The sequence below is a fragment of the Streptomyces scabiei 87.22 genome, from assembly GCF_000091305.1.
Classification (GTDB): Bacteria; Actinomycetota; Actinomycetes; order Streptomycetales; family Streptomycetaceae; genus Streptomyces; species Streptomyces scabiei.
The window spans coordinates 1,180,341-1,202,559 of the sequence record NC_013929.1 but is presented as its reverse complement, the minus strand read 5'-3'; the positions used below and the strand labels follow the sequence as shown (position 1 = coordinate 1,202,559).

Here is a 22,219-nt window from a genome sequence, read left to right as displayed (position 1 = left end):
TCCTCCCGGGGGAGGCGGGACACGGCCAGCCTCGTGGAGGGGGCCACCGCCCGGTGCTCCCCGGTCACTGCCTGCCGAAAGGGAACCGGAGTCATGACTCACAACGTCGTCGTCGTCGGGGTGGACGGCACCCTCTCCTCCACCAGGGCCCTGGACTGGGCCGCCGGGGAAGCGGTCCAGCGCGGTGTCGGGCTGCGCCTGGTGTACGCCGTGCCGGACCGCGACGAGGCCGCACCGATCCTGAATGCCGCCCTCTCGCGCGTCCGGGGGCGGCACCCAGGCCTCCCCGTGCGGGCCGTCGCGGCCGAAGGCGGGGCTGTGGGGGCGCTGGCACGCGAGAGCGCCGACGCGGCCCTCACCGTGGTCGGCACCCGGGGCATGGGCCGCACCGCCGGCCTGTTCCTCGGTTCCGTCAGCCTGCGGCTGGCCCGGCATGTGCGCGGTCCGCTGCTCGTCGTGCGCGGCGACCATCCGTGCGACGGTGGGCGTGAGGTGGTGCTGGGCCTGGAGGACGACACGGACGAGCGGGCCGCGGTCTACGCCTTCGAGGAGGCCCGCCGCCGAGGCACCCGGCTGCGTGTCCTGCACTCCTGGTCCCACCGCCACGTCACACCCGCACTGCCACCGCTGGTGAGCACGGAATGCCGGCGACCGGACCCGGCCACCTCCTACGAACGCGTAGAGGAGGCCGTCCCGCGCTTCGCCCTCGCCGCTTTGCGGGAGCGGTACGCCGATGTTCCGGTGGAGGCCGTCACGGTACGGACGAGCGCCCCGGAGGCGTTGCTGGAGTCGACCCGCGAGGCCGGTCTGGTGGTCGTCGGTGCACACCGCCGCACATCCGCCGTCGCGCCGCACCGGACAGCGGTGGCTCCCGTCCTGCTGCACCGCGCGCACTGCCCGGTGGTCGTCGTCCCCGCCGCATGACCGCACGGACCAGCCCGTACGGACGAAAGCGGCCTGCGCACGTCCCGTGTGACCGCCGTCGGTCTCGACGGATCACCGGAGAGTCGCGCGGCCATGGACTGGGCCGCTCGCGAGTGAGATGTGCTCCCTCCCGCTCCGGGGCGCGCACGCCGGCGACCTGCCACCGCACGGGTATGTGCCGTTCGCCGGGGAACCGGTCTCTCCGCCGACCTGCTGCGGGAGGCGGTCACCCGGCCGGCCCGACGCCACCCGGCCTGCCGATCGAGGCCGAGCGGCTCTCCGGGACACCGCATCGGCACTGGCCGCCGCGGTCGAGGACGGCGAGCTGCCGGTGCCCGGACCGCGGGGCCTGGGCGGGGCCGCCGGGTTCCTGCTCGGCTCCGTGGCGTCGGCCGTGGTGGAGCGGGCCGGGCGGCCGGTCGTTCTCGTCCGCGCCGAGGCCACGAGGGAGTACCGGACCGACGCGTCCGGGACAGCAACGACCGCCTACCGGGACGTCGTGCTGGGGCTGGACCTCGCCGACCCCGACGACACGGTCCTCACGTTCGCCTTCGACGCGGCCTCCCGGCGGGCGCCCGGGCTTCGGGTCGTCCGCGGCCGCAGCCCGCGTCCGGTCGGCGGGCATGCGACCGACGTGCGGCGGGAGCCGCCCGCCCTGCTCGCCCCCTGGCAGGACAAGTACCCAGGAGTGGACGGGACCGATGAGGCCGTGGTCGGCCGACCGGGAGCGCATCCGGCGGACGCCTCCCTCGACGCCTGTCCGGTGGCCGTCGGACGTCGGATCCGTCCGGCCCGGGGCGCCCCGCACATCGGCCCCGTGACCTACGCCGCCCCACGGCGTTCCGTCGCCCCGGTCGCCGTGGTCCCGGTAGCCGTGGTCCCGCACACCTGACGCGGCGCGTGCCGGGCCGCCTCGCCCCGGGCAGGAGGGGGCGGGGCGGTGCCTCGTATGCGAGGGTCGAGCGAATCCGGGGGACGGCGGCGCGGCTGTCGGGCCGACGGCCGGTTGCACCGGCCCCCGGCGTCCGCCGCCGGGCCCCGCTCACCGGCTGTCGCTGACGTCCGTCCTCGCCAAGGTGGCACGGCCGGCCTCCAGACGGGCCACGGGGATGCGGAACGGAGAGCAGGAGACGTAGTCGAGCCCTGCGGCATGGAAGAAGTGCACGGACTCGGGGTCGCCTCCGTGTTCGCCGCACACCCCGATCGTCAGATCAGGGCGGGCGGCGCGGCCCTCGTCGACCGCGATCCGGACCAGCCGGCCCACACCGTCGCGGTCGATCGTCTCGAACGGTGAGGCGGTGAAGACGCCCTTGTCGAGATAAGCGGAGAAGAACGCCGCCTCGACGTCGTCGCGGGAGAAGCCCCACGCGGTCTGGGTGAGGTCGTTGGTGCCGAAGGAGAAGAACTCGGCCTCCTCGGCGATCCGGCCCGCGGTGAGCGCGGCCCTGGGCAGTTCGATCATCGTGCCGACGGGGCACCGCACGGGCACACCGGTCTCCTCCGAGACCCGGGCCAGTACCTGCTCCACCTCCTCGCGGGCGAGCCGTAGCTCCTCGACCGCGCCGACCAGCGGCACCATGATCTCCGCACGCGGTGCGCCACCGGCCCGGACACGCTCCACGACCGCCTCGGCGATCGCCCGCACCTGCATCGCGACCAGTCCGGGCACCACCAGTCCGAGACGTACGCCCCGCAGGCCCAGCATCGGGTTCTCCTCGTGCATGCGGTCGACCGCTTCCAGCAGTGCGGTGTCGTGCGCGGCGGGCAGTTCACCGCGGGCCTCGGCCGTGGCGACACGGACGGCCAGCTCGGTGCGGTCGGGCAGGAACTCGTGCAACGGCGGGTCCAGCAGGCGGATGGTGACCGGCAGACCGTCCATGGCCTCCAGGATGCCGGCGAAGTCCCGCCGTTGCAGGGGCAGCAGCGCGCGCAGCGCCCGTTCGCGCTCGCCGTCCGTGCGGGCCAGGATCATCTCCTCGACCAGCTTGCGCCGCTCGCCGAGGAACATGTGCTCGGTGCGGCACAGCCCGACGCCCTGGGCGCCGAACCGCCGTGCGCGGGTCGCGTCCTCCGGCGTGTCGGCGTTGGCGCGCACCTCCAGCCGGCGCACGGAGTCGGCCCGGCGCAGAGCCCGGGCAGCCGCCGCGACGATCCCGTCCGCCTGCTCACCGGTCTCCAGGTACCGCATGAACGCGGAGGCCACCAATGGAACGCCACCCAGGTACACGGCACCGGCCGAGCCGTCGACCGAGAGCACCGTGCCCTCCTCGACGACGGCGCCGTCACGCGTGGTGAAGCGCCGGGCATCGGTGTTCACGGTGAGTTCCTCGGCGCCGCACACACAGACCTTGCCCATACCGCGGGCCACCACGGCGGCGTGGCTGGTCTTGCCACCCCGGCTGGTCAGCACCGCCTGGGCGGCGAGCATGCCGGGCAGGTCGTCGGGGGTGGTCTCGTGGCGTACGAGGACGACCTTCTCGCCGGCGGCGGCCCGGCGTACGGCCTCGGCCGAGTCGAAGACCGCCGCACCGACCCCGGCACCGGGCGAGGCCGGGAGACCGCGGGCGAGTACGTCACCCGTCGCGGTGGTGTCGAAGCGCGGGAACATGAGCCGGGCGAGCCCGGACCCGCTCACCCGGGCGAGCGCCTCGTCCGGGGTGATGAGTCCCTCCTCGACCAGTTCGGCGGCGATGGCGAACGCGGCCTCGGCCGTGCGCTTGCCGACCCGGGTCTGCAGCATCCACAGCGTGCCGCGCTCGATGGTGAACTCGATGTCGCACAGGTCGCGGTAGTGCCGCTCCAGGGTGCCCATGTGGTCGCACAGCCGCCGGTGGGACTCCGGATCCAGCCGCTCCAGGTCCGTCAGCGGGACGGTGTTGCGGGTGCCGGCGACGACGTCCTCACCCTGCGCGTCGGACAGGTAGTCGCCGTAGAGTCCGGGGCGACCGGTGGCGGGGTCCCGGGTGAAGGCGACGCCGCTGCCGGAGTCCGCCCCGAGGTTGCCGAACACCATGCGCTGCACGGTGACCGCGGTGCCCAGGTCCTCGGGGATGTGCTCGCGCCTGCGGTAGAGGCGGGCCCGCTCTCCGTTCCAGGAGCGGAAGACCGCGAGGACGGCGAGACGCAGTTGTTCGGCGGGGGACTGGGGGAAGTCCTGTCCGGTCTCGTCACGGATCAGGGACTTGTAGGTCTCCACGAGCCAGGCGAGGTCGCTCGCGTCGAGGCGCACGTCGTCCGGGGCTTCCCGGGCCTCCTTGAGCAGCGCCATGGCCTCTTCGAACAGGGCCGGGCCGACTCCCATGACCGTGCTGCCGAACATCTGAACGAGTCGACGGTAGGAGTCCCAGGCGAACCGCTCGTTCCCCGACGTCTTGGCGAGCCCCTGGACGGATTCGTCGTTCAGGCCGATGTCCAGGACCGTCTCCATCATGCCGGGCATGGAGAAGCGCGCTCCCGAGCGGACCGACAGCAGCAGCGGGTCGTCCCGCTGTCCGAGGGACCGTCCGACGGCCTGTTCCACGGCCTTGAGATGCCGGGAGATCTCCTCCGACATCCCCTCCGGTTCGGCATCCGTGGCCAGGAACGCCCGGCAGGCCTCGGTGGTGACGATGAAGCCGGGCGGGACCGGAAGGCCCAGCCGGGTCATCTCGGCCAGGTTCGCTCCCTTGCCGCCGAGCAGGTCGGCCATGTCGCGGCCGCCCTCCGTGAAGTCGTACACGTAACGGACCATGGCGCCGGGCTCCTCCGGTCGGCTGCGGACTCGCTTCGGTTCCAGCGTCGTACGGACGGTGGCCGACGGGGAGGTGCTGTCCGTCCCCCGCGGCGGGCCGATCGGCCCTGGTCCGCTGTTCCTCCCCGGCCGCGCGCACTAGCGTGGCCGGTGCCGGACCGGTCGGTGCCTGCTTTCGCGGGCAGAAGATGGAGGAGCGCGGTGCCAAGCTCCGACGAGGCGCGCATACGGCTGCCGCAGCTGCGGCTGGACGAGCTGCTGGGGGAGTTGCAGGCTCGGCTGGACGCGGCGCGGGGGACGCGTGATCGGGTGCACAGCCTGCTGGAGGCGGTGCTGTCGGTCGGCCGGGAACTGGAGCTGGAGCTGGCGCTGCGCAGGATCGTGGAGGCGGCCGCGGTGCTGGTGGACGCGGAGTTCGCGGCGCTGGGGGTGATCGGGCCGGACGGGAAGCGGCTGTCGGCCTTCCATACGGTGGGGGTGAGCGAGGAGCAGATCGCGCGGATCGGCCCGTACCCGGAGGGGCACGGGATCCTGGGGGAGCTGATCAGCCACCCGGAACCCCTGCGGCTGACCAGGATCGCCGACCACCCCGCCTCCTACGGTTTCCCAGCCCATCATCCGCCCATGAACTCCTTCCTCGGGGTCCCGATCCGGGTGCGTGAGCAGGTGTTCGGGAATCTCTATCTGACGGAGAAGCGGGGTGGGGCGCAGTTCGACGAGGAGGACGAGTCGGTGCTGTCGACGCTGGCGGTGGCGGCCGGTGTGGCGATCGACAACGCGCGGCTGTACGAGGAGTCCCGCTTGCGGGAGCGGTGGTTGCGCGCCAACGCCGAGATCACCCAGGACCTGATGTCGGGGGCGGAGCAGGCCCTGGTACTTCGGTTGATCGCGGAGCGGGCCAGGCAGATCACCGGCGCGGCCCTCGCCGTCGTGGTGGTGCCGATGGAGGGCACCGAGTCGCTGACGGTGGAACTGGCCATCGGACAGGAGGCGAAGTCGTTGAGCGGGCTGGTCCTCCCGGTCGAGGGCACCCTGGTGGGCGAGGCGTTCACCGGCGCGACCGCTGCGACCAGCGAGGACGTCGCGCACGACGAGCGTGTGTGGGGCGGAGCACCCCGCATCACCGGCCTCGGCCCGGCGGTGGCCGTCCCCGTCGGCACCCGGGACGAGGGCATCCGTGGCGTCGTCCTGCTGGTCCGGGCGGCGGGACAGTCGCTCTTCACCACCAAGGAGACCGAACCGCTCCGTGTCTTCGCGGCCCAGGCAGCCATCGCCATGGAACTGGCCGAACGCCGCCAGGACGCGGAGGAGATCGCGGTGCTCAAGGACCGCGACCGGATCGCCCGGGACCTGCACGACCTCGCCATCCAGCGCCTGTTCGCCACCGGGATGACGCTGCAGAGCGCGGGGCGCTTCATCGAGCACCCGGAGGCATCCGAGCGGGTGCTGCGGGCGGTGGACGACCTCGACGAGACCATCAAGATCATCAGATCGACCATCTTCGGCCTGCGCACCCACGACGGCGGGGCGGACGGCGGCTTGCGAGCCCGTGTGGTGCGGACGGTCGGTGAGGCGGCACCGGTGCTCGGGTTCACGCCGAGCCTTCGGATGGAAGGGCTGATCGACACGGACGTGTCGAAGGAGACCGCCGACCACGTGATCGCTGTGCTCTCCGAGGCCCTGACCAACATCGCCCGCCATGCCCGCGCCGACCGCGCCGAGATCGCGCTGGCGGCCGACGGACACGGGCTGGTGCTGACGGTCGGGGACAACGGGGTGGGCATACCGCCGGACGGCCGTCGCAGTGGCCTGCGCAACATGGCGGAGCGGGCCGGGCAACTCGGCGGCCGGATGGAATGGGACTGCCCCGAGGACGGTGGCACGACGCTGGTGTGGCGGGTGCCGGGGACGCATGAGCAGGGCGCTGACGCGTCCGTGGATCCATGACGCATTCGCAGGGCCCTGGTGCATCCGTAGTGCGACGACGCATCCGTGCGGCACGGGCGGGACCGGCCACGGCGCGGGCGCGGACCGCGGAAGCCCGGCAGGCGAAGAGGCCGTACGGCCCCGTGCCACGGACGACCGGGTGCCCGACCCTCAAGGTGGCGCAGTGTGGCATCCGAGCACCTCGGAGGTCGTGATCGCCCGCACTCCCCGCCTCGTGCGCGATGTGATGACCCACACCGTGCTCGCCGTGCGCCGCAAAGCGTCGTTCAAGGGCATCGTGACCGTGAGGGAGAGGGCATGGCCATCAAGTCCCGGGAACCGCTCGCTCCCGTACTGGAGAATGTCCGGGCGGTCGTGTTCGACACCGACGGAGTGATCACCGACTCGGCACGGGTGCACGCCGCGGCTTGGAAGACCGCCTTCGATGCCTTCCTGCGCGCCCACCCGCCCGATGACCCCCACCAGGGGCGCCCCTTCGACCTCCGCGACGACTATCTGCGATTCGTGGACGGCCGCTCGCGACTCGACGGCGCCGCCGCCTTCCTCGTCTCGCGCCGCATCGAAGCGGGGGCCGAGACGGTGAGCGCCGTGGCGGCGGACAAAGAACGACTGTTCATCCGGCGGCTGAGTGAACAGGGCGTCGACGCCTACCCGGGGACGGTACGGCTGGTCCGTGCCCTGCGCGCGGCACGAATACCGGTGGCGGCCGTGTCCGCCTCCCGGCACGCCCGTGAGCTGCTGACCGGGGCCGGGGTGGCGGATCTCTTCGACACCTTGATCGACGGGGGAGAGGCCGCCCGACTGGGCCTGGCCGGTAAACCGTGCCCCGACCTGTTCCTGGAGGCGGCCCGCCGTCTCGGTGTCCCCCCGGACCGAGCCGCGGTCGTCGAGGACGCCCTGGCCGGAGTCGAGGCGGGACGGCGCGGCGGCTTCTCCCTGGTCGTCGGCGTGGACCGCGCCCGAGGGCCGGCCAGCGGTGAGCGACTGCTCCGCAGCGGCGCCGACATCGTGGTGGGCGACCTCGGTGAACTCCTCGACGGCGGATCGTGGCGGCGGGAGAAGCGGGGGCGGGAAAAGCAGGGATGATCCGGGCCGGGTTCGCACCGCGCGAGGCGAGCGGGGCGAACCCGGCCCAGATCATGCCCGGTCAGCTTGTCCTCTGGCTCCACATCGGGCCGATCCGGGACCACTCCGCCCCCCATCGCGCGATCCGCCGCCGGTCGAGCCACCACCGTCCGACGCCGCCGGCACCGAACACCAGACCGCTCAGGGCAAGGCCCGCCGCAACGCCCAGGACCCCCGCCTCCACGGCCGCCTCGGTGGGGGTGGGCGGCTCTGTGCTCAGCGCACCCCGGCCGTCGGTCCACACCTCGACCCCGGCGCCGGCCTTCTGTCCGGTCTCCACCAAGGTCGAACCGGTACGGGTGACGCCCTCGGGGGTCGTCCAGCGCACCTTTCCCGAAGCCTTGCCGTGCGTGCCGGTCACACCCGAGGCATTCGACGGGACATCGGCCAGGAGCACCGCCGAGACGGAACGACGATCGGCACGCTGTTCGGCGAAGACCGCGTCGGCGGCCCGAGCCGTCATGAGCCCGGTGACGGACCCGCCGACCAGGACGACCACCCACACCGCCAGCACGATCCAGGTCTCCGCCGTGTCCTCGCGTCGGCGCAGGGGATTGTTCTGCCAACGCCACAGTGCCTTCCTCGTCCTCCTCGGGTGCCTGCTGCCGTTCATCGGCCCTGCCTCCTCGTCACCGTCTCCCCAAAGAAGGTGACAGTCGTGGAACGCTGTTCACATGGGCCGAACAGGTACCGCTCCCAGGCCGACGGGGACCGGCTCCGCCGGCCGGAGGGGACCTCCGGCCCCGGCCCGGCAGCCCTCCGCCATCGTGCCGGAGGGCGGGGACCGGGCCGGGACGCCGCAGCAGGGGCGCCACGAGCGGCCCGCGCAACGGCAGACCCTGCGAGAAGGGGTCCCGCCACCCCATCCGGCACCGGGCCGGGGCCGACCGGCCCATGCGCGGTCCGGTCGGGCGGGACAAGCTGGATCTGCGGGGGCAGTCCCGGCACGGCAGGTGACACAGAAGGGCCGGGTCAGATCGAGAAAGGCAGGGATCGTCATGAAGGGCTTCGTGTTCCGCGGCCCCGGACAGTCGTCCTGGCAGGATGTGCCCGACCCGGGGATCAAGGACCCCACCGACGTGATCGTCCGCGTCGACACCGTCACGATCTGCGGGACGGACCTGCACATCCTCAAGGGTGACGTGCCCGGCGTCCGCCCCGGCACGGTCCTGGGGCACGAGGCGGTCGGTGAGGTCGTCGAGGTCGGTGGCGGCGTACGCACCGTGCGGCCCGGCGACCGTGTGCTCGTCTCCTGCATCACCGCCTGCGGCCGCTGCCGCTTCTGCCGCGAGGGCGCGTACGGTCAGTGCCTGGGCGGCGGAGGCTGGATCCTCGGGCACCTGATCGACGGCACCCAGGCCGAGTACGTCCGCGTCCCGTTCGCGGACCTGTCCGTGCACCCGCTGCCCAGCACGCTGGCCGGCGAGGAGGCGGTGCTCCTGGCGGACATCTTCCCCACCTCCTACGAGGTGGGTGTGGTCAACGGGCACGTGGGTCCCGGCGACACCGTCGCCGTCGTCGGTGCCGGCCCCGTCGGCCTCGCCGCGATCGCCACCGCCCGGCTGTACTCGCCCGAGCGGATCGTCGCCGTCGACCTGGCCCCGGCCCGGCTGGAGGCCGCCAGGCGGCTCGGGGCGGACGCCGTGGCCGATGCCCGGGAGGCGCCGGAGCAGCTGGTCTCCGACCTCACCGACGGGCTCGGCGCGGACGTCGTGATCGAGGCCGTCGGCGTCCCGGAGACCTTCGAACTCTGCACCCGCATGGTGCGCCCCGGCGGACACGTGGCCAACATCGGTGTGCACGGCGAACCGGCCACCCTGCACCTCGAAGACCTGTGGATCAAGAACGTGACCATCACGACGGGCCTGGTGGACACCCGCTCCACACCCATGCTGCTGCGGATGGCCGCCGCCGGGCGGCTGCCGACCTCCTCCCTGGTCACGCACACCTTCCCGCTGGACGGGATGGAGGAGGCGTACGACGTCTTCTCCCGCGCGAACGACACCGGAGCGCTCAAGGTCGTCCTCGGCGGACCCCGCCACGACGTCCTCGCCGTTCCGGCGGCCTGACACCGCCGAAGACGGATGGCACATCCCACGGCTCGGTCGCCTCGGAATCCGCCCGCGCCGTGGACGGGGTGGTTGATCGCCTTCGAGGCCGCCCACGAGGTCCACGGGACCCCGTGGGCGGCCTCGCCGCGAGACGTCTTGGTCCGCATCGAGGCGGAACCGGTCACCGGACGTGAACTCGTCCGAAGGCGGACGATGTACGGAGTGCGCCTGCCCCTGTGACGACAGCCGCGGCGTTCTCCGCCGCCTCCGAAGCGTCCGGTGGCGGCGCGGCGCTTCTCAGGACGACCGCGCCACACGCCGCCGAGCCGCCGAGGGCGGATCCGGCGGACGCACGGAGCCGCTGTCCGCTCCCGGTGCGCGGACAGCGGCGAGCGGCCGGCGGCCGCCGGGGCGGTGTCGTCGAGCCGTGGCCACGCGCTCTCGCACGGCGGCTTCGGGGTCCGCGGCGAGGCCCTCGGGTTCCCTCGCGGTGGTCGGCCCGCCGGAGCCGGCCCGTAGTGGGCCGCGCGCATCAGGGCCTCCATGTCGGCGAGCATCGGCATCCGCGGGTTGACGGGGGCGCACTGGTCCTCGTAGGCGTTCAGGGCCTGTTGGGACAGTGCGTCCGGGAACGTCCGCTCGTGACGGGGGCGGGGGTCGGAGACGGGGACGGAGCCGGGGTGACACGCGTGAGGAGGCCGATCACCTCGGAGTCACGCGTCTGTGTGAAGTCGCGGTACCACGCGCCGACCGAGCCCAGGGCCTCGGACGTCTCCAGACAGACGACGTGATCGGCGACCGTGCGCAACCGGGCGACGGCCTCCGCCGATCCCACCGGGACGGCGAGAACGACCCGCGCCGCGCCCTGGCCGCGCACCACCCGGCAGGCCGCCTCGGCCGTGGCACCGGTGGCCAGCCCGTCGTCCACGACCAGCACGGTGCGACCCGCGAGTGACTCACGGGCACGCCCGGCGCGGTAGCGGGCCACACGACGCTCCAGTTCCACTCGCTCGGCATGCTCGACGTCGGCCAGTTCCTCGTTCCGCAGTCCGGCGTCGTCGATCACGTCCTGGTTGAGGACACGGACACCGTGTTCACCGATCGCGCCGAAAGCCAGCTCCGGCTGCCGCGGCACCCCCAGCTTGCGCACCACGAGCACGTCCAGTGGTGCCGCGCACGCTCTGGCCACCTCGTACGCGACCGGTACGCCGCCCCGGGGCAGCCCCAGGACCACGATGTCCTCGTCGTGCAGGTGCCCGAGACGACGGGCCAGTCGGCGTCCGGCGTCCGTACGGTCGTCGAAGGGCATACGTCACCTCCTCGTGCGTCCCCGCGCCGCGACGGCGCGGGGGAGTCGGTGTGGAAGAAAAGGCGTCCTTCTGTCCGTGGCTCCATTGCATCGCGTCGCCGTGCGATCGCGCGAGGGGCCTTCGGCCCGGGGGAGGGCCGGATGGTCCCTCGCGGTGTCGGCGGCACCGTCGCAGACTTTTCATGGGCAGGCTTTTCGTGAGCGGATACCGGATGTCCCGTCGGGAGGTTGCGATGACCACGCGAGAGCTGGACACGAAGACGGTGACCGATCTCGTCTCCGACGCCACGGCCGCGCCGTCCATGCACAACGCGCAGCCCTGGCGCTTCCACTTCGTGACCGACGAACGCGTCCTGCTGCTGCGCGCGGACCTCGGCCGGGCCATGCGCCGGACCGACCCGACCCACCGCGCGCTGCACATCGGCTGCGGGGCGGCGCTGTTCAACCTCCGCGTGGCCGCCGCGCACGCCGGCCTGTCCCCGCTGGTCCGGCTGCTGCCCGACCCGGGCGATCCGCGGTTGCTCGCCGCCGTCCATCTGGCCGCCGCACGCCCGGCGGACGTCGGGGAGCCGACAGCCGACGAGCAGGAGCTGGCACGGCTGTACCCGGCCATCCACCGACGGCACACCAGCCGCTACCCCTTCGACGACCGGGACGTTCCCGAGGACGTACGGTCGCGGCTTCGGGTGGCCGCCGCCAGGGAGGCGGCCGAGCTGGCCTTCCCCGGTGCCTGGCACCTCGACACGGTCATGGAGCTGGTCCGTGACGCCGAGAGCCGCGACACGCTGGACCCCGGAGGCAGGGAGGACCTGGAACGCTGGACCCGGCTCGGACCCGAGGCCGACGTCGCCACCGACGGCGTACCCGAGTACGCGTTCGGACCGCGCCGACGGGGCGGTAAGGCACCGGCGCGGGACTTCGCCGGGCGACGGCCGGTGGCCGGCCGCGGCAGCACCGCCTTCGAGAGCAGCCCCCATCTGGCCCTGCTGTACACCCGCGGAGACGCGCTCCTCGACTGGCTGCGCGCGGGGCAGGCGCTGGAGCACGTCCTGCTGGAGGCCACGACAGCCGGACTGGCCGGCGCGCTGACCTCCCACCCGCTGGAGAACGACGACCTGCGCACCCTGGTCCGCGACCCGGTCTCCGGGCGGGGGTACGTCCAGATGGTGCTGCGTCTCGGCTACGGGCCGCACGGCCCGGCCACGCCCCGCCGCCCCGTCCGGGACGTCCTCGACATCACCTGACGGGCCCGCCCGGCCGGTCCTGCGCGGCTTGCCGCACGGGACAACCAGGTGACACCAGCTCGGCTCGCACCCCGGCGACGCCCCTCGTCGCGCTCCGCACCGGCGCCGAGCCGCCCAGCCCGCTCCAGGTCCGGCTGGACAGCCTCGGCCGACGGCTCGCGCTGCTGAGCGGCGTGGCGGTCGGGGCGTACGCGCTCGTCGCACTGGTGCGGGGCGAGACCCTGTCGGACATCGCGCTGCGGGCGGTGGCCCTGGCCGTCGCCGCGATTCCCGAGGGGCTGCCCGCCGTCCTGGCTCTGACGCTGGCCCTGGGCGTGCACCGGATGGCCCGCCGCGGCGCCATCGTCAAGCGGCTCGCCTCGGTGGAGTCGCTCCGGCGCGGCCACGGTCGTGTGCAGCGACAAGACCGGCAACGCTCACCCTCAACGAGATGACCGTACGAAGCCTGTGGGCCGATGGAAGGCTGTACGACGTCACGGGCGAGGGCTGTGGCGGGGAAGGTGCCGTCCGGGGTGTCGAGGGGCCCTCCGAGAGGCTCCGCGACGCGGTGCTGCCCTTCGCCCTGTGCAACGACGCCCGTCTCAAGGCGGAACTGCCGGTGCTCGGCTCGCGTGGACTGGGCGCGGTCACGGGCTTCGTCGTCGGCTCGGTCTCCCAGCGCCTGATCGCGAGGTCGGCGCGGCCCGTGGTGCTCGTCCGGGCACGTCAGGGCCTCGGTGACGAACACCTCCCGGCCCCGGACGGCATCTCACCGGAGGAGATACCGCGGACCCCTTACCGGGACGTGGTCCTCGGACTGGACACCGCCCGTCCGTGTGACGACCTCATCGAGTACGCCTTCGCGGCCGCGGGGCGGTCGGGGGCTCGGGTCTTGGCAGGGGCAGCCTCCATGGAACGGTGACCGGTCCCGCCGCGGTAGGGCCATAGGGCCCCACTCCTCAGGTCCTCAGGGAGAGCGGCCCGGCGACCGTCGACGAGGCGGAGGGCGCGTCCTACGGCTTCCCCGGGGACACGGGAGCCGTGTCCCCGGGGACCGCTCAGCTCGCCAGTTGGGAGCGGCGTGACGTGCCCTGTTCCGCGCCCGCAGGCGTGTCGTCGACGCGGTGGTCCAGTTCGGCGGAGACGTCGACCACTCCGTCGACGCCGCCGCACAGCCGCACCACGACCGGGGCCAGCGACTTGCGCTCCACGGTGCCGCGCAGTGTGACCCGTCCGTCGACCACCCGCACGACGACGGTGTCGGGGGCGATGCCCAGGGTGCGCAGGAGGACCTCGCCGTTGATCTCCTCGCGGATGGCGCGGTCGCCCCGCAGGAAGACACGGAGCAGATCGGCCCGGCTGATCAGCCCGACCAGCCGTCCGGCCTCGTCGACGACCGGCAGTCGCTTGACGCGGTGCCGTTCCATGACCTGGGCGGCCTCGACGACCGTCCACTGCGGTTGAGCGGTCACGGCGGGACTGTTCATCAGCCCCTCTGCCGTCGCCGCCTCCGCCTTCGCACGGGCGGCGGGTTTCGGATGCAGTACCGGCAGAAGACCGGCCGGGTCCAGCTGCGCGGCCTCCTTGCGCAGCAGGTCCGCCTCGGAGACGACGCCCACGGGGCGGTCGTCGTCGTCCACCACCGGTACGGCCGTGATGTCGTACTCGGCGAGCAGCTTGGCGATCTCCTTGAAACCGGTGTCGGGTCGTACGCGGACGACCGACGTGGTCATGAGGTCGCTCACCATCCGGTGCCGCATGGGTCTCGCCTCCCAAAGGACGCTCGTGTCTCTCCGCTTGCCTTCCCACCCACTCTCCCCTTCCGCCGGCCGCCACTCCATGGGCCGGTCGGCCCTGCGCGGGGACCTGCGGCCCCTGCTCCCGGCGAGGCCACTGCCGCGACGCTGCAATCGGGGAGGCCGACCGCGAGGCCGGGGTGACCGTCGCCGTCGCCGGTCCTCACTCGCACCAGCCGCCGTTCCCGATTCCTGAAGGAGCACACCGCCATGACCGTTCGCGTCGGCATCAACGGCTTCGGCCGTATCGGCCGCACCTACCTGCGCGCGGCCCTCGACCGCGCCGAGGCAGGAACCCGGGGCGTCGAGGTGGTCGCGATCAACGACATCACCTCGCCGGCCACGCTCGCACACCTGCTGGAGTACGACTCGACGTTCGGGCGCATCGGACGCGAGGTCCTCCACGACGACAGCTCGATCACCGTCGACGGCCGGCGCATCGAGGTCACCGCCGAACGCGATCCGGCCGCCCTGCGCTGGTCCGATCACGGCGCCGACATCGTCGTGGAGTCCACCGGCCGCTTCCGCGACCGTGAGTCCGCCGCCCTGCACCTGAAGGCCGGAGCCCACACGGTGCTGCTGTCCGCGCCGGGCAAGGGTGTGGACGCCACCATCGTCATGGGCGTCAACGACGGCACCTACGACCGGCACCGCGACCGGATCGTCTCGGCCGCCTCCTGCACCACCAACTGCGTGGCCCCCATGGTGAAGGTCCTCGACGACGCCTTCGGCATCGAGCGCGGCGTGATGACCACCATCCACGGCTACACCAACGACCAGGCCCTCCTGGACGGCCCGCACAAGGACCTGCGGCGCGCACGCTCGGCGGCACTGAGCATCATCCCGACCAGCACGGGCGCCGCCCGTGCCGTGGGCCTGGTGATGCCGGAGCTGGCGGGCACCCTGGACGGGATCGCGGTCCGGGTGCCCGTCGAGGACGGCTCCCTGACCGACCTGGCCGTGGTGCTGGAGCGCGAGGCCACGGTGGAGGAGGTCGACGCCGCGTTCCGGACGGCCGCCGACGGCCCGCTCCACGGCATCCTGCGCGTGTCGAACGCCCCCATCGTCTCCCGCGACGTGATCGGGGACCCGTCGTCCTGCGTCTTCGACCCGGGCCTCACCCAGGTCAACGGCACCCTCGCCAAGGTCTTCGGCTGGTACGACAACGAGTGGGGCTACACCAACCGCCTCCTCGACCTGACCGCCCTGGTCGCCGACGACTGAGGACACCCGGGAGGCATGATCCCCCGTCTGCCGCCGTACCCGCGTCGTACCGGGGCCGGCCGGCCTAGGCTCGACACGACGACCGGGACGCTCATGGGCTCCGCGCGGCCCCGCCGTCGAGGCGGCTTCGCGGAGCCCGACGTGCCGCCCGACGTGCCGCCCGACGTGCCGCCCGACGTGCCGCCCGACGTGCCGGAGGACCGGATGCGTGACTGGATCTGGGAGTACGAAGGTTACGACCCGGAGCAGGAGGGGCTGCGCGAGGCGCTGTGCACCCTCGGCAACGGCTGCTTCGCGACCCGCGGCGCGCTGCCCGAGTGCGGCGCCGACTCCGTGCACTATCCGGGCACCTACGCCGCAGGCTGCTACGACCGGCTCACCTCGGAGGTGGCGGGCCACCGGGTCGAGAACGAGGACATGGTCAACCTGCCCAACTGGCTGCCGCTGCGCTTCCGCCTCACCGGCGAGGAGTGGCTGGCCCCGGACCGTCACCGGCTGCTCGACCATTGCCTCGGTCTGGACACGCGGACCGGTCTGCTGGAGCGCCGCTCCACCTACGCCGTGGCCGCGGACGACGGCGCGGGCGACCCCGCAGCCGCTGGTACCCACCGACGTCTGCGGGTGCGGCAGGTGCGGCTGGTGCACATGGGGGATCCCCATCTCGCGGCGCTGCGCACGGAGTTCACCGCCGAGGACTTCTCGGGCGAACTGGAGGTGGAGGCGGCCCTGGACGGCCGGGTGCGCAACACCGGAGTGGCACGCTACCGGGACCTGCAGGCCCGCCACCTCGTGCACGTCCACACCGGCTCCGCGGACGCCGACACGGTGTGGCTGCGCTGCCGCACCGGCGCCTCGGACATCCGTATCGGCATGGCGTCACGAACGCTCGGCGCGGGCGGGGAGAGCCCCGAGGCCCGGCACGAAGGGCGGCGGGCGGTCCAGCGGTTCCGCCTCGCCCTCACCCCGGGCCGTACCGTCACCGTGGACAAGACCATCGCCCTGTTCACCTCCCGCGACCCCGCCATCGACGACCCGCTCCGGGCGGCCGTCGACCGCGTCGGCCGCGCCCCCGGCTTCGACGAGCTGCTGGAGTCCCATCTCACCGCGTGGGACCTGCTGTGGCGCCGGGCCGACCTGGAGGTGCCCGGCGAGGCCGGCCGCGTCCTGCGGCTGCACCTGTTCCACGTCCTGCAGACGCTCTCCCCGCACACCGCGGACCTCGACGTCGGCGTCCCGGCGCGAGGACTGCACGGCGAGGCCTACCGCGGACACGTCTTCTGGGACGAACTGTTCGTCCTGCCCTATCTGAACCTGCACTTCCCCGAGGTCTCCCGGGCGCTGCTGACCTACCGTCACCGCCGCCTGCCACGCGCCCTGACCGCGGCCGGGGACGTCGGGCGGACGGGAGCGATGTATCCGTGGCAGAGCGCGAGCGACGGCCGCGAGGAGACCCAGCAGCTGCACCTCAACCCGCGCTCCGGGCGCTGGCTGCCCGACCACTCCCACCTCCAGCACCATGTGGGCTCGGCGATCGCCTACAACGTGTGGCGCTACTACGAGGCCACCGGCGACGGCGAGTTCCTGCACACCAAGGGTGCCGAGACACTGCTGCAGATCGCCCGGTTCTGGGCGGACGCGGCCACCTGGGACGAGGGCCTCGGCCGCTACCGTGTCCGTGGTGTCGTGGGACCGGACGAGTACCACGAGGCCTACCCCGGGGCCGAGCGGCCGGGCCTCGACGACAACGCCTACACCAACGTCACCGCCGCATGGGTCCTCGCCCGCGCCTGTGAACTGCTTCAGACGCTTCCCTGGCCGCGCCGCCGCGAACTCGCCGACCGCACCGGCTTCGACGGCGGCGAACTCGAACTGTGGGAGGACGTCTCCCGCTCTCTCCACGTGCCGTTCCACGACGGTGTCATCAGCCAGTTCGAGGGGTACGGCGAACTCGCCGAACTCGACTGGGCGACGTATCGGGCGACGTACGGCGACATCCGGCGGCTGGACCGCATCCTGGAGGCCGAGGGCGACACCGTCAACCGTTACAAGGCGTCCAAGCAGGCCGACGCGCTGATGCTGGGCTATCTTTTCTCACCCGCCGAACTGCGCACTCTCTTCAGCCGGTTGGGCTACCGCCTGGACGAGGAGAGCTGGCGCCGGACCGTCGACCACTACCTGGGCCGTACGTCACACGGCTCCACCCTCAGTGCCCTCGTGCACGGCTGGGTCCTGGCCAGGGCGCGGCGCGCGGAGGCGTGGACCTTCGTCCAGGAAGCACTCGCCGGGGACATCGCCGACCTGCAGGGCGGCACCACCGCCGAGGGCATCCACCTGGGGGCCATGGCGGGCACCCTCGACCTCGTCCAGCGCGGGCTGACCGGGCTGGAGACACGGGAAGACATGCTGCGGCTGGACCCGGCGCCGATCCCGGAGCTGTCCTCGTACGGGTTCTCCATCCGCTACCGCGGCCACTGGGGCGTACGCCTGCGGCTCCGGGCCGGGCAGCTGCACATCACCGTGCCCGAGTCCGACCGGGACCCGATCACCGTCGCGCTCGCCGACCGCATGTTCACCCTGCGGCCGGGGGAGTCCCGCACACTGGCCCTCCCGGACTGAGGCAGGGCCTACGTACGGATCCGGGCTCGTCGGCGGACGGGGGGCCGTCTCACACCTACCGGGACGCCGCCCTGCGCGTTGCCACTGGTGACGGGGCCGTCAGGCTCGTCCGATCAGGGCCGACCGGCCCTCCCTCCGCCCCCGGTCAGCCCATGCGAGCGCCGCCCGTTCCGCCGGATGCTCGAAGTGTCACCGGCCCCGAGGAGACCTGCCATGACGGAAGACCTGCTCAGCCGCCCCCCTGTCCACGCCCTGCTCGCGGACGGAACGACCGTTCGCGTCCGGGCCGTGGAGCGAGGCGATCACGACCAGTTGCAAGGACTCTACGAGGAGATGTCCCCGGAGAACCTGCGGCGGAGGTTCTTCGCGGCGAGCCGGCGATCGGCCGAGCAGGCGGCGGACCGGGCCTGCACCCCGCCGCACGCCGGACACCGCGCGCTGCTGGCGGAGCGCGAAGGCCAAGTGATCGGTCTCGCGGAGTACGAGGCCGGTGACACCGACGACACGGCCGAGATCTCCGTCGCGGTCGCCGACGGACTGCACCACCGGGGCGTCGGCACGCTGCTGATCGAGCACCTCGTGTCGGCCGCCCGCGCGGAGGGGATCACCACGTTCACGGCCGACACGCTCAGCGAGAACAACGAGGTGCTCCGGCTCTTCACCGACCTCGGTCTGCGCACGTTCCGCACCTTCGACGGCCCCGAGGTGCGCTGGACCATCGGTCTCGCCGAGGACGACGGCTATCTCACGGCCGTCGAGACCCGCGGCCGGGCCGCCGACGTCGCAAGTCTGGTGCCGCTGCTGCGGCCCCGTACGGTCGCCGTGGTAGGCGCCGGCCGCAAGCCGGGTTCCGTGGGGCGGGCCGTCCTGCACCACCTGCACACCGGGGGTTTCACCGGACGACTGTTCGCGGTGAATCCCGCTGCCGCCTCCCTTCTCGGCGTGCCGTGTCACCCCTCCGTCGCGGCCCTGCCCCAGACCCCCGATCTCGCGGTCCTCGCCGTACCCGCGGCCGCCGTCCCGGTCACGGCCGAGGAGTGCGGCAGCGCCGGCGTCCGGGCCCTGCTGGTGGTCACGTCGGGCCTGGACCGTGACCAGGCGCGGGCCCTGATGGCGGCCTGCCGCTCGCACGGCATGCGTCTTGTCGGCCCCAACTGCCTGGGCGTCTCCCACACCGACCCGGCCGTCCGGCTGGACGCGACCTTCGCCGTCGGCCATCCGAGCCCCGGCACCGCCGGTGTCGCCGTGCAGTCCGGAGGGGTGGGTATCGCCCTGCTGGACGGGCTGTCCCGGCTCGGTATCGGTGTGTCGTCCTTCGCCTCGCTCGGCGACAAGTACGACGTCAGCGGCAACGACATGCTCCAGTGGTGGGAGAGCGACGGCCGCACCGACCTCGCCCTGCTCCACCTGGAGTCCTTCGGCAACCCCAGGGCGTTCTCGCGCACAGCGCGCCGGGTGACCCGCCGTATGCCGGTGCTCACCGTCGACGCCGGCCGCACCGAGGCGGGGCGCCGGGCCGCCGCCTCGCACACGGCCGCCGCCGCCACCCCGACCATGACCCGCCGGGCACTGTTCACCCAGGCCGGCGTCACCGCCACGGGGTCGGTCGGTGAGCTCCTCGAAACCGCGGCCCTCCTGCATTCCCAGCCCCTGCCGAAGGGGTTCCGTGTCGCCGTCCTCACCAACGCGGGTGGCGCGGGCGTCCTGGCCGCCGATGCCTGTGTGGAGGCCGGACTGCTCCTCCCGGCGCTCGCCCCCGAACTGGTCGACGACCTGCTCACCGCGCTGCCCAGGGGCGCCAGTGTCGGCAACCCCGTCGACGCCACGGCCGCCGTCACGGAGGAACAACTCAAGGACTGTGTGGAACGGGTGCTGAGCAACGGCGGTATCGACGCCGTACTGCTGGCCCTCGTCCCCACGGCGGTCGCCGAGGCGACCGGCGACGACCTCGTCAAGGCCCTCACCGACGCCGGGAGCCCCAGGACGAAGCCGGTCGCCGCGGTGCGACTCGAACAGGACCTGCCGGTCCGGCTGCTGACCGCCAACGGGGGCGGCACCGTCCCGTCCTACGCCGAACCCCAGGCCGCCGCACGGGCTCTGACCCACGCCGCCCGCCGAGCCGCCTGGCTCGCCCGCCCCGCCGGAACCGTCCCGGACCTGGAGGACGTCGAGACCGGGCGTGCCCGCGCCGTCGTCGAGGCGTTCCTCGCCACGAACCCGGACGGCGGCTGGCTCGACCCGCGCACCTGCGCCGACCTCCTCACCTGCTACGGCATCCCCCAGATCCCATGGGCCTGGGCCGAGACGGAGGACGCCGCCGTCCTCGCCGCCGACCGGCTGCGCGGCCCCGACGGCCGCGTGGTCATGAAGGCCCACTGGCCGGGCCTCGTGCACAAGACCGAACAGCACGCGGTCCACCTCGATCTGCAGAACGACTCGCAGGTCCGCGCCGCCTTCCGCGATTTCGAGACCCGCTTCGGGGCGCTGCTGGACGGCGTCGTCGTCCAGCCGCTCGCCCCGCGCGGCACCGAACTCTTCGCCGGCGTCGTCCAGGACGAGGTCTTCGGTCCGCTCGTGCTGTTCGGGCTCGGCGGCACCGCCACCGAAGTGCTCGGCGACCACGCGGCCCGGCTCGCCCCGCTCACCGGCCTCGACGTCCACGACCTGATCACCGCGCCGCGCTGCGCCCCGCTGCTGTTCGGGGCGCGCGGCAGCGGACCGGTCGACCTCGAACGCCTGGAACGGCTGCTGCAAGGGCTGTCGCGGATGGCGGCCGACCTGCCGCAGCTCACCGAGGCCGACTTCAACCCCGTTCTCGCCACGTCGGCCGGAGTCTCCGTGCTCGACGCGCGCGTACGCCTGCTGCCCCGCAGGCCCCAGGACCCGTATCTGCGGCGCCTTCGCTGAGGAGGGATCGGACATGAAGCACGACAAGGTCGGCTCCGTGATGACGACGGACGTCGTCCGTGCCGAGTACGACACCCCGTTCAAGGAGGTCGCGCGGCTGCTCGCCGGCCACCGGATCAGCGGACTGCCGGTGATCGACGACGACGAGAAGGTCATCGGGGTGATCTCCGAGACCGACCTGATGGTCCGGCAGGCAAGGACACCCGACCCGTACGGGCAGCCCAGGCACCGTTTCCCCTTCGCCGTGCTGACGCGCGCCGCACGACGGCAGGCGGTCAAGGCAGAGGCCCGCACCGCCGGCCGGCTGATGACCGAGCCGCCTGTCACCGTGCACGCCGACGACACCATCGTCGAGGCCGCCCGGACCATGGCCCGGCACCGCGTGGAGCGGCTGCCCGTCGTGGACGAGGAGGAGCGCCTCGTCGGCATCGTCTGCCGCCGCGACCTGCTCCAGGTCTTCCTGCGGCCCGACGAGGAGATCCGCTCCGTCGTGACCAGGGACGTGCTGGAAGGTGCCCTGTGGCTGCCCCCGCACAGCATCGACGTGACCGTGGCCCAGGGCGTCGTCACACTTTCCGGCCAGACGGAACGCAAGAGCGAGACGGAGATCGCCGTCTCCATGACCCGCCAGGTCGACGGAGTCGTGGGCGTGGTCGACAAACTCACCTGGAAACTGGACGACGCGCACGTCGAGCCGGCCGGGCAGGCGCTGCACGGCGTCGCGGACCACTGGCTGCGCAGGCTGTGAACCGACAGCCACGCGCAGGCGTAACCGCACGCGCAGGCCGTGAAAGGAGGCGTACCACCATGACCGCCAAAGTCCTGGTCGCCTACGGGACGACCAACGGATCCACCGCCCGGATCGCCGAGACCATCGCCGAGACCCTCATCAAGGAGGGACTGACCGCCGAGGCCAGTCCCGCCGAATCCGTCGTCACGCTGCTCCCGTACGACGCCGTCGTGGTCGGCGGCGGGGTCTACGCCGGGCGCTGGCAGAAGAACGCCCGCCGCTTCCTGCGTCGGCACCGTCGCGAACTTCCCCTGCGCCCGCTGTGGTTGTTCAGCAGCGGTCCCCTCGACGCCTCCGCCGCCGAGCGGGACATCCCACCCGTTCCCGGCGTCCGCAGGGCCGTCATCCGGTTCGACGCCAGGGAGCACGTCACGTTCGGGGGCTGCCTGGAGAAGGGCGCGAAGGGCTTTATCGCCCACCGCATCGTGGAGTCGGGCAAGGGAGGCGACTTCCGGGACTTTCCCGCGATCGAGGCGTGGGCGGGCCGGATCGCGAGGGAACTGCGGGGAGCGTCGCAGGAACCAGAAAAGCAGAGGAACGGGTGAACCGGGAGGTGCGCGGGTGCGGTGCGGCGGGC

General features: G+C 72.9%; 17 protein-coding genes. 13 read left to right on the top strand and 4 right to left on the bottom strand.

Features of this window, described 5'->3' with window-relative positions:
• Positions 1–93: 93 nt before the first annotated feature.
• Positions 94–924, top strand: coding sequence for a universal stress protein (locus SCAB_RS05045; protein ID WP_012998967.1), 831 nt, complete (start codon positions 94–96; stop codon positions 922–924).
• 331 nt (positions 925–1,255) lie between these two features.
• Positions 1,256–1,816: an adenine nucleotide alpha hydrolase family protein gene (locus tag SCAB_RS05040; RefSeq protein ID WP_012998966.1), complete on the top strand. Its 561-nt coding sequence runs from the start codon at positions 1,256–1,258 to the stop codon at positions 1,814–1,816.
• Between the two features lie 150 nt (positions 1,817–1,966).
• Here the strand turns inward: SCAB_RS05040 and ppdK are convergent, their stop codons facing one another.
• Positions 1,967–4,654: a pyruvate, phosphate dikinase gene (gene ppdK, locus SCAB_RS05035; protein ID WP_012998965.1), complete on the bottom strand. Its 2,688-nt coding sequence runs from the start codon at positions 4,652–4,654 to the stop codon at positions 1,967–1,969.
• Positions 4,655–4,855: 201 nt separating this feature from the next.
• Here ppdK and SCAB_RS05030 point away from each other — a divergent pair, with 201 nt between their 5' ends.
• Both SCAB_RS05030 and SCAB_RS05025 read left to right on the top strand, forming a co-directional pair.
• On the top strand, positions 4,856–6,601 hold the full coding sequence (locus tag SCAB_RS05030; protein ID WP_012998964.1) for a sensor histidine kinase: 1,746 nt from the start codon (positions 4,856–4,858) through the stop codon (positions 6,599–6,601).
• 297 nt (positions 6,602–6,898) lie between these two features.
• A complete protein-coding gene (locus tag SCAB_RS05025; RefSeq protein ID WP_012998963.1) occupies positions 6,899–7,687 on the top strand; it encodes an HAD family hydrolase in 789 nt (262 codons plus the stop codon).
• Between the two features lie 61 nt (positions 7,688–7,748).
• Here SCAB_RS05025 and SCAB_RS05020 read toward each other — a convergent pair whose 3' ends face one another.
• On the bottom strand, positions 7,749–8,339 hold the full coding sequence (locus SCAB_RS05020; protein ID WP_012998962.1) for an Rv1733c family protein: 591 nt from the start codon (positions 8,337–8,339) through the stop codon (positions 7,749–7,751).
• A 385-nt stretch (positions 8,340–8,724) separates the two neighbouring features.
• Here SCAB_RS05020 and SCAB_RS05015 point away from each other — a divergent pair, with 385 nt between their 5' ends.
• Positions 8,725–9,795 carry a zinc-dependent alcohol dehydrogenase family protein gene (locus SCAB_RS05015; protein WP_012998961.1) on the top strand — a complete coding sequence of 357 codons (1,071 nt, stop codon included), beginning with the start codon at positions 8,725–8,727 and terminating at the stop codon, positions 9,793–9,795.
• A 583-nt stretch (positions 9,796–10,378) separates the two neighbouring features.
• Here the strand turns inward: SCAB_RS05015 and SCAB_RS05010 are convergent.
• A complete protein-coding gene (locus SCAB_RS05010; protein WP_012998960.1) occupies positions 10,379–11,086 on the bottom strand; it encodes a phosphoribosyltransferase in 708 nt (235 codons plus the stop codon).
• A 233-nt stretch (positions 11,087–11,319) separates the two neighbouring features.
• Here SCAB_RS05010 and SCAB_RS48270 point away from each other — a divergent pair, with 233 nt between their 5' ends.
• The 3 genes from SCAB_RS48270 to SCAB_RS47515 are packed head-to-tail and all read left to right on the top strand — an operon-like array spanning position 11,320 to position 13,231.
• Positions 11,320–12,330 (top strand): Acg family FMN-binding oxidoreductase, encoded by a 1,011-nt coding sequence (locus SCAB_RS48270; RefSeq protein ID WP_041668899.1) that lies wholly within the window; start codon positions 11,320–11,322, stop codon positions 12,328–12,330.
• On the top strand, positions 12,327–12,764 hold the full coding sequence (locus tag SCAB_RS48265; RefSeq protein ID WP_199837892.1) for a P-type ATPase: 438 nt from the start codon (positions 12,327–12,329) through the stop codon (positions 12,762–12,764). Before SCAB_RS48270 ends, SCAB_RS48265 begins: the two co-directional genes overlap by 4 nt.
• Positions 12,761–13,231: a universal stress protein gene (locus tag SCAB_RS47515; protein ID WP_012998957.1), complete on the top strand. Its 471-nt coding sequence runs from the start codon at positions 12,761–12,763 to the stop codon at positions 13,229–13,231. The genes SCAB_RS48265 and SCAB_RS47515 overlap by 4 nt, the downstream gene beginning before the upstream one ends.
• A 136-nt stretch (positions 13,232–13,367) precedes the next feature.
• On the opposite strand, the gene SCAB_RS04990 is transcribed toward SCAB_RS47515, so the two are convergent.
• Positions 13,368–14,069 (bottom strand): CBS domain-containing protein, encoded by a 702-nt coding sequence (locus SCAB_RS04990; RefSeq protein ID WP_012998956.1) that lies wholly within the window; start codon positions 14,067–14,069, stop codon positions 13,368–13,370.
• A gap of 246 nt (positions 14,070–14,315) precedes the next feature.
• Between SCAB_RS04990 and gap the strand changes: the two genes are divergently transcribed.
• The 5 genes from gap (at position 14,316) to SCAB_RS04965 (ending at position 22,187) form a co-directional block, all read left to right on the top strand.
• Positions 14,316–15,329: a type I glyceraldehyde-3-phosphate dehydrogenase gene (gene gap, locus SCAB_RS04985; protein WP_012998955.1), complete on the top strand. Its 1,014-nt coding sequence runs from the start codon at positions 14,316–14,318 to the stop codon at positions 15,327–15,329.
• 204 nt (positions 15,330–15,533) lie between these two features.
• A complete protein-coding gene (locus SCAB_RS04980) occupies positions 15,534–17,945 on the top strand; it encodes a glycoside hydrolase family 65 protein (RefSeq protein ID WP_041670391.1) in 2,412 nt (803 codons plus the stop codon).
• Positions 17,946–18,158: 213 nt separating this feature from the next.
• Positions 18,159–20,852, top strand: a complete 2,694-nt coding sequence (locus SCAB_RS04975) for a bifunctional acetate--CoA ligase family protein/GNAT family N-acetyltransferase (protein WP_041668897.1) — start codon at positions 18,159–18,161, stop codon at positions 20,850–20,852.
• 13 nt (positions 20,853–20,865) lie between these two features.
• Complete coding sequence (locus SCAB_RS04970; protein WP_012998952.1) at positions 20,866–21,600, top strand: CBS domain-containing protein; 735 nt, start codon at positions 20,866–20,868, stop codon at positions 21,598–21,600.
• A gap of 59 nt (positions 21,601–21,659) precedes the next feature.
• Complete coding sequence (locus SCAB_RS04965) at positions 21,660–22,187, top strand: flavodoxin domain-containing protein (RefSeq protein WP_012998951.1); 528 nt, start codon at positions 21,660–21,662, stop codon at positions 22,185–22,187.
• The last annotated feature ends 32 nt before the right edge of the window (positions 22,188–22,219 follow it).

Bases quoted from the DNA above. Each gene is read 5' to 3' on its own strand.
- SCAB_RS05045 (WP_012998967.1), top strand. From the start codon at position 94: ATGACTCACAACGTCGTCGTCGTCGGGGTGGACGGCACCCTCTCCTCC.
- ppdK (WP_012998965.1), bottom strand. From the start codon at position 4,654: ATGGTCCGTTACGTGTACGACTTCACGGAGGGCGGCCGCGACATGGCC.
- SCAB_RS05025 (WP_012998963.1), top strand. From the start codon at position 6,899: ATGGCCATCAAGTCCCGGGAACCGCTCGCTCCCGTACTGGAGAATGTC.
- SCAB_RS05020 (WP_012998962.1), bottom strand. From the start codon at position 8,339: ATGAACGGCAGCAGGCACCCGAGGAGGACGAGGAAGGCACTGTGGCGT.
- SCAB_RS05015 (WP_012998961.1), top strand. From the start codon at position 8,725: ATGAAGGGCTTCGTGTTCCGCGGCCCCGGACAGTCGTCCTGGCAGGAT.
- SCAB_RS05010 (WP_012998960.1), bottom strand. From the start codon at position 11,086: ATGCCCTTCGACGACCGTACGGACGCCGGACGCCGACTGGCCCGTCGT.
- SCAB_RS48270 (WP_041668899.1), top strand. From the start codon at position 11,320: ATGACCACGCGAGAGCTGGACACGAAGACGGTGACCGATCTCGTCTCC.
- SCAB_RS47515 (WP_012998957.1), top strand. From the start codon at position 12,761: ATGACCGTACGAAGCCTGTGGGCCGATGGAAGGCTGTACGACGTCACG.
- SCAB_RS04990 (WP_012998956.1), bottom strand. From the start codon at position 14,069: ATGCGGCACCGGATGGTGAGCGACCTCATGACCACGTCGGTCGTCCGC.
- gap (WP_012998955.1), top strand. From the start codon at position 14,316: ATGACCGTTCGCGTCGGCATCAACGGCTTCGGCCGTATCGGCCGCACC.
- SCAB_RS04980 (WP_041670391.1), top strand. From the start codon at position 15,534: ATGCGTGACTGGATCTGGGAGTACGAAGGTTACGACCCGGAGCAGGAG.
- SCAB_RS04975 (WP_041668897.1), top strand. From the start codon at position 18,159: ATGACGGAAGACCTGCTCAGCCGCCCCCCTGTCCACGCCCTGCTCGCG.
- SCAB_RS04970 (WP_012998952.1), top strand. From the start codon at position 20,866: ATGAAGCACGACAAGGTCGGCTCCGTGATGACGACGGACGTCGTCCGT.
- SCAB_RS04965 (WP_012998951.1), top strand. From the start codon at position 21,660: ATGACCGCCAAAGTCCTGGTCGCCTACGGGACGACCAACGGATCCACC.